The 6,519-nt window shown below is 67.8% G+C and carries 6 protein-coding genes and 1 pseudogene; 5 read left to right on the top strand and 2 right to left on the bottom strand.

The window, feature by feature from the left end:
* Nucleotides 1-158 precede the first annotated feature (158 nt).
* Nucleotides 159-368, top strand: a pseudogene (locus ACFV9O_RS39245) (hypothetical protein); the annotation flags it as partial.
* A gap of 56 nt (nucleotides 369-424) precedes the next feature.
* On the opposite strand, the gene ACFV9O_RS39240 reads toward ACFV9O_RS39245, so the two are convergent.
* A complete protein-coding gene (locus ACFV9O_RS39240; RefSeq protein ID WP_385427583.1) occupies nucleotides 425-1,795 on the bottom strand; it encodes an FAD-binding oxidoreductase in 1,371 nt (456 codons plus the stop codon).
* Nucleotides 1,796-1,951: 156 nt separating this feature from the next.
* On the opposite strand from ACFV9O_RS39240, the gene ACFV9O_RS39235 reads away from it, so the two are divergent.
* Nucleotides 1,952-2,914 (top strand): winged helix-turn-helix transcriptional regulator, encoded by a 963-nt coding sequence (locus ACFV9O_RS39235; protein ID WP_385427581.1) that lies wholly within the window; start codon nucleotides 1,952-1,954, stop codon nucleotides 2,912-2,914.
* A gap of 410 nt (nucleotides 2,915-3,324) precedes the next feature.
* On the top strand, nucleotides 3,325-3,891 hold the full coding sequence (locus tag ACFV9O_RS39230) for a hypothetical protein (RefSeq protein ID WP_385427578.1): 567 nt from the start codon (nucleotides 3,325-3,327) through the stop codon (nucleotides 3,889-3,891).
* Here the strand turns inward: ACFV9O_RS39230 and ACFV9O_RS39225 are convergent.
* Nucleotides 3,809-4,639 carry an IS5 family transposase gene (locus ACFV9O_RS39225; protein ID WP_385427576.1) on the bottom strand — a complete coding sequence of 277 codons (831 nt, stop codon included), beginning with the start codon at nucleotides 4,637-4,639 and terminating at the stop codon, nucleotides 3,809-3,811. The genes ACFV9O_RS39230 and ACFV9O_RS39225 overlap by 83 nt on opposite strands.
* A 220-nt stretch (nucleotides 4,640-4,859) precedes the next feature.
* Between ACFV9O_RS39225 and ACFV9O_RS39220 the strand changes: the two genes are divergently transcribed.
* Both ACFV9O_RS39220 and ACFV9O_RS39215 read left to right on the top strand, forming a co-directional pair.
* Complete coding sequence (locus tag ACFV9O_RS39220) at nucleotides 4,860-5,588, top strand: hypothetical protein (protein WP_385427573.1); 729 nt, start codon at nucleotides 4,860-4,862, stop codon at nucleotides 5,586-5,588.
* 265 nt (nucleotides 5,589-5,853) lie between these two features.
* On the top strand, nucleotides 5,854-6,456 hold the full coding sequence (locus ACFV9O_RS39215; protein WP_385427570.1) for an SMI1/KNR4 family protein: 603 nt from the start codon (nucleotides 5,854-5,856) through the stop codon (nucleotides 6,454-6,456).
* Nucleotides 6,457-6,519 lie beyond the last annotated feature (63 nt).

Here is a 6,519-nt window from a genome sequence, read left to right as displayed (position 1 = left end):
CGTACCGCAAAGGACCTGAACACCTCCTTTCGTGGTGGATGCGACCCGTGACCGTCCCGCCGTAGGGGGCAGCCGGGAGCGCGACAAGGTGTAGATGACTGAGCCAACAGGCTCGGTCGTTTTACGGCCGAGAAGTTGACACCCACCGGGTCCTCATGGCTGAGCTCACAGCCAAGAAACTCCGGCGGGGTGTCCACCGCTCCGTCCAGGCCCTCGAACGCGACATCCGAAGCTGGCTCGCCGACTGGAACGAACACCCGCGGCCTTTCGTCTGGACGAAGACCGCCGACGAGATCCTCGACAAGGTAGCCGCGTACTGCCAACGAATCTCTGACTCACGTCACTGGTACACGCCGTCGCGGTCGTAGTCCGCGCCGAGGGCGTTCGGGTCCACCGTCCACCGCGTCGATCTTGCCGGCCCTGCTCAACCGGGGCGGATGTTCTTGTTGTGGTGGAAGGCGTTGTCGGGGTCGTACGTGGCCTTGACCTCAGCGAGTCGCCGGTAGATGCGCTCGCCGTACGCCTCTCGAACGCGGCTGGTGCCGTCGTCGGAATCAAGGAAGTTGACATAGACGCTGCCGACGCGGTGCGGTTGGAGGGCGTGGAGGAACCGCCGGGCCCACGCGGTCTCGGCTGTGGCGTGCTCGCCGGACTCGTCAGGGAGCCACACGGCGTCGATGATGATGTTGTGGGCCACGTCGCGACCGGCGTAGGCGGTGGAGTCGTGGGGGACCCGGGCGACGGCGCCACCCATGTGGAACATCGCCGAGTACGACCGGGGCGAGCCGGCGGTGAAGGCGTGATCGGCGATGACGGCGATGGCGTCGTCGGAGAGGCCGGTGAGGTCCGTGGCCTTCCAGTAGTAGTGCCACCCGTGGGGGACGGTGTCGTCGAGGCCGCCCTGGAAGGCGACGTACGGAGTGGGTGCGAGCAGGTCCACAAGCGGCGTCTTGAACTGTCGGAGGGCCCGCACGGCACGCTCGCCGTCCGCGACGGCACCGGCATAGCAGCAGGCGACGGCGATGGCCGGCCGCCAGTGCAAGTCCTCGGGGATGACCGGCAGTGGGGGGACGGTGCCGAGCCTGACGACGGTGCCGAGCTCGTCGGGTGCTTCGGCGGCGAAGTCCCGGTAGAAGCGCAGCACGTCGGTGGTGTCGTCGGCTACCCAGAAGACGGGTCCGGCCATGACGGTCGGCCCGAGGGGATGCAGGGCGAACCGGAACATGGTGACAACGCCGAAGTTGCCGCCGCCGCCTTGCAGCGCCCAGAACAGGTCGGGGTGTTCGTCGGCGGACGGCCGGAGGATGCTGCCCTCGGCGGTGACCACCTTGGCGGCCAGGAGGTTGTCGACGGTGAGTCCGTGTGGGCGCATGAGGAAGCCGATGCCGCCGCCGAGGGTGAGCCCGGCGACGCCGGTGTGGCTCACTATGCCGCCTGTGGTGGCCAGACCGTGGGCCTGGGTCTCGTGGTCGACGTCGCCCCACAGAGCACCACCCTGCACCCGGGCCGTACGGTCGGCGGGATCGACCCACACGGCCCGCATGGCCGAGAGGTCGATGACGATCCCGCCGTCGCACACCGCGGTGCCGGCCACGTTGTGGCCCCCGCCCCGTACGGCGATCTCCAGGTCGTGGTCGCGGGCGAAGCGCACGGCCGCGGCCACATCAGCGGTCCCGCTGCATCGGGCGATCAGCCGGGGGCGCCGGTCGACGGCACCGTTCCACACCGCTCGGGCGGTGTCGTAGTCGGCGTGGTCAGCGGTGATCAGCTGGCCCCGGAACCCGTCGATCTCCATGGCGATCGCCTCCTCGCTGGGGCATGGCCGACGTGCTCGGTGGTCGTGTTCGTCACCTCCTCGTGTCTCGATATCCATCGCACCACCGGGGGACCGCGGCCGTGAAGTCAAGAATCTGGACTTCAGGGCCGGAGGCAGGGGTGCGACACTGGCATCGTGCGGAGCTACGGCCAGTACTGCCCCATAGCCCGCGGCGCCGAGATCTTCGCCGAACGCTGGACGCCGCTGATCATCCGCAACCTGCACCTGGGCTGCGGAAGCTTCAGTGAGATCCTGGAGGGCGCCCCCGGGCTGTCCCGCACCCTGCTCTCGCAGCGGCTCAAGCAGCTCGAACGGCTCGGCATCGTCAGGGTGGCACCCAAGCCCGACGGGCGCGGAAGCCACTACGAGCTCACGCCCGCAGGTCACGACCTGTTCAGGGTCTGCGTGTCGCTCGGCGAGTGGGGTGCCGCCTGGCTCGAGATCGCCCCCGAGCACCTCGATCCCTTTGTGGCGCTGTGGTCGATGTGCAACATGCTCCGCCGAGACCGGCTCCCGGAACGGCGCGTCGTCATCCGCTTCGACTTCACCGGCCGCCAGCGCCCCGAGCGGTACTGGCTGCTGATCGAACACGGAGACACCGAGATCTGCAAGACGTACCCCGGCCTCGACGAGGACCTCTACATCACGGCGGAAGCCGAAGCCTTCGTCAAATGGCACGCCGGCCAGCAAACCTGGGCCGAGGCCACCCGCGACCGCCGCATCCAACTCCACGGCCCTACCTGGCTCGTACGAGCCTTCCCCACCTGGAACGCCCGCAGCGCCTTCGCCCACATCAAACCGGTCTCCCGAGCTGCGGCAAGCTTGACAGCCTTACATCTTCGACGCATCCCACTTGCCGCGCCGTCCCGCAGCCTGTCGCAGTTCGACCCAAGGGAGCGAGGGTCTTGTCCGCAGCCAGATCGTGGAAGGCTTCCCAAGCCCCGAGGTTCGACACCCGGGAAATTCGCATGCAGTGGTGAAGGCCCCGCACCTGATCTGGGTAGAAATCGACCTCGGATAAAGCCGGGGTGTACGAGGCGAAGTGCCGTGAATTGCATCAGGTGCGACGACTCACCCCTCGCTGGTAGGGGCGCCTGAACAGGCAGGCATCGGCTGGTCACAGCCCGGAGACACCCCACGATCTGCCCTGACCGCAGGTCGGCTGCCCGCGTGACCTGCGGCAACCCCGCTCGTTCTCATCTAATGAACGATTCATTCGCCCTTCTCGCAGTGTGTAGGGGGTTGGTGTGGGCGGTTCCTCATGGAACGTGCCGGGGGCGGCACCGTCGCTGTTCCTCGTGGGCGGCGCCCCACTGCTGCACCCGGAGCCCCAGGTCTTCGAGGGCATGCTGGCGGGGTGGCGTGATCAGCAGTTGGCCCGGAATCTGAGTGCGTTGTGGCAAAGGGAGTCCCTGTTCGATGAGCAGGGGCTTCTTCGTGTGCGGGGCATGATCGCGACGGGGTAGGGGCAGGCAGCGGGCGGCTTGTTGACGATCGAGGAGGGTGCCATGCCGTCGGTGCTGGGGTTGATGGAACAGCGTGAGGCGCGGGCGAGGAAGGATCTGGAGTCCTGGACGGAGGTTCTGGAGCAGGCTCAGGCGGAGGTGGATGCCGCGCGGGAGCGGGTCGAGCGGGCCCGGGTGGGGCGTGAGGAGCTCGTGTCGGTGCTGGCCGAGGAGAGTCCGGTGAATACGTCGGTTTCCGTGCCGTCTGGTGGTGAGATGGCTGCCGCCGTGGGATCGAGCGGCCCCGGCGCGGGGCATGGCGAGCGGCCGCCGGTGTGGCGGTCAGGCATGGGCGAGGAGGTGCTCAGCGGCCTCTATCGGGAGGTGTTCGCCGCTGCGGTGGCCGCTTCGGGACCGGTGAACGGGGTGGAGCTGACGCGGGCGATGGGCCGGGAAACGGAGATCAAGAACGAGGTGGAGAAGATCCGGCACCGTGCCTACGTCCTGGAGAAGCGGGGCTGGCTGGTGCGGGCGAAGGACGGACGGTTCACGCCCGCGCCTTCAGCAGTCGGCCGGGGCGCTTCTCCGGCCAGCGCGGAGCGTCCCCGGCCAGGCGCCGGGACAGCCTGATCACGGCGGCCCACCACACCATCTGGGCGTGGTGGTCGGGGCGGCGTTCGTGGTCGCGGTTGAGGCGGCGTGAGCGGGAGAGCCAGCTCAGCGTGCGCTCCACCACCCACCTGCGGGCCAGAACGACAAATCCGCGGTGTCCGTCAGAGCGGCGCACGACCTCGACGCGCACCCCGTGGCGGACGAACGCCTTCGCCAGCGCCGGCCCCTGATAGGCGCTGTCGACCCACACCAGCTTCAGCAGCCGGCCCGGCTGGTCCATGAACGTCTCCAGCAGCGCGGGAGCGGCCTTGGAGTCGTGCACGTCCGCGGTGGTCACCGTCACTTCGAGGAGCAGGCCCTCGGTGTCGGTCAGGATGTGGCGCTTGCGCCCGTCACGTGACTTGCCGCCGTCGTATCCGCGGCTGTCCTCGCCGACGGTCTCGGAGGCGTCCACCGACTGGCTGTCGATGACTCCCGCACTGGGCTCGGCGTTGCGGCCCCTTTGCTCCCTCGCCGCGCGGCGCAGGCGTTCGTACAGTTCACGCACGTAGTCATAGGTACGCCAGCGGCGGAAGAAGTCGTAGACCGCCCGCCAGTACGGGAAGTCGACCGGCAGGGCCATCCACTTCACGCCGTTGTCGACGAGGTAGCGCACCGCGTCGAGCATCTCGCGGTGGCAGTACGCCTCCGGACGCCCGCCCAGTTTGAGGAGCCAGGCCGGCACCGGCATCGCGGAGCGGACCTCGGCCCACTCCGCATCCGTCATGTCACTCGGATAGCAGCCTGCCCGCCGTCCCGGAGCGATCGAACCGAACCTGTGCACGTAGCAGTCACACTCAGGGGTGACCGTGGTGGACGCGGGTACGGCGGGGATGGTCAACTCGTCAGACAGCGGGCCTCCTTGCTCGTGACCGGCCTCAACAACCACGTCACTACCAAGGGGCCCGTTTCTTCATGCCCACGACCACATGGGCATCCCTGTCCGAATGATCACCCGCACCGCAGGCTTCGAACGAGATCCGGTTTGCCACAACGCACTGAGCAAGGACACGATCGCGGACCGGCTCCTAGCGGTACGGCGGTTCCAGCGCTTCACCAACGAGTGGCCGTGGACGTGGCGCCCTACGGACGTCGAGGAGTACACCGCCCACCTGCGGAGCGACGGACGACAACGGTCCCATTCCACGATCCGCGGCTATCACGGCCACGTCCGGTTGTTCCTGGAGTACGTTGCCGACCCTCGCTACGAGTGGACAGCGGTCAGCGAGCGTCTCTTCGGCAGCCATCCGGCCCAGGTGTTCTTCGAGTGGAACACCGCCGTGCACGCCGCCGAGTACGAAGGCAGGCCCGGACGCCGTGCTCTGACCAAGGCCGAGCTTCAGCGCTACGCCGATGACCAGGTGGCAGCCGCCCGAACCTCGGGCCGCCAGGGCTGGCTCCCGGCCATGCGAGACGCGACCGCCATGAAGGCCACGTATGCCTGGGGGCTGCGTCGCCGCGAGGTGATCAAGCTGGATCTCGCGGACTTCGGGCACAACCCACACGCTCCCGAGTTCGGTGAGTTCGGCGCATGCCCGGGCGGACGATGCACGTCTACAGCGTTGCGACGATTCTCCGTGAATCCGGGATCCCGGCCTTGGCCACGCGCTCCAGAGCCTGGATCCAGATGGTCCGCGAAGCCCCGCCGGCCGTCCTGGCAGACGCCCTTGGAGTGAACCCTCAGATGGCGATGCGCTACGCCGAGCGCGCTGGAACGGACTGCCTGGGCTGCGCGGCCCTGCGAAGTCCCAGGGGACCCGACGATCGGAGTCCTGAGTAGACCCCACGTGGCCCCGGCATCTCGCTCACGCCAGCAGGACTCGCTGCCGAAGAAGTCGGAATCCGGCGCGGCGGGACATCTGCTGCGGAAACGAGTCCTTCTCGCATGATGAGCCTTTTCGCTGTGCGGTAGGTTGCGGGCGACACGAGAGAAGAGCTCGCATGGACTCCCGCATCCCGCGGCTGCGACGCAAGCTGGCCCGCATCCCCTACGCGCCCAGCCGAAGCCACTCTTTCGGCGAGGAGCGGCACGAATTTCGTCTCGGCCCCTGCCTGTCCAAAGCTCAGGCAGACGCTTTTGAGGCTGAACATTGCGTGGAACTCCCCGATCCCTATCGGGACTTCCTCACAAACATGGGCGGCAGGGGGGCGTCTCCGTACTACGGGCTGATCCCGTTGGAGGACTGCACGCTCTTCACGATGAATCCCAAAGACGCCGGTGCCAGCTCAAGAGGATTCAGCCGGGCCTATCGCCCCACACGCCGCGGTGACCTGTTCCTGCACGTCATCGAACGCGGCTGCAGCGATCTCGTCCTCATAGGCGTAACCGGCCCTCTCACCGGACGCGTGATCACCGGCAACGCCGACGGCTTCTGGGGCCCGAACGTCTCCTCAGCCCTAGACTTTCTCTCCTGGTATGAACGATGGCTCGACCACGTGGCTGCCGGACTGGACAACCGGGCCCTGGAGCTCACCTCGCCCCAGCTCCGAGCGCATCCCAATCGGCAGCGGCTGACTCTGCTGCGCAATTCCCTGCGGGGGTGACGGCGGGCACGGGATGATCGTTCCTGTGGCTGTTGTTCTGTCGTGCGGCCGTGGGGGTGGTGT

The organism is Streptomyces sp. NPDC059909 (assembly GCF_042730885.1).
Classification (GTDB): Bacteria; Actinomycetota; Actinomycetes; order Streptomycetales; family Streptomycetaceae; genus Streptomyces.
Note: the sequence above shows the minus strand (reverse complement) of the source record. Positions and strands in the feature narration are given on the sequence as shown.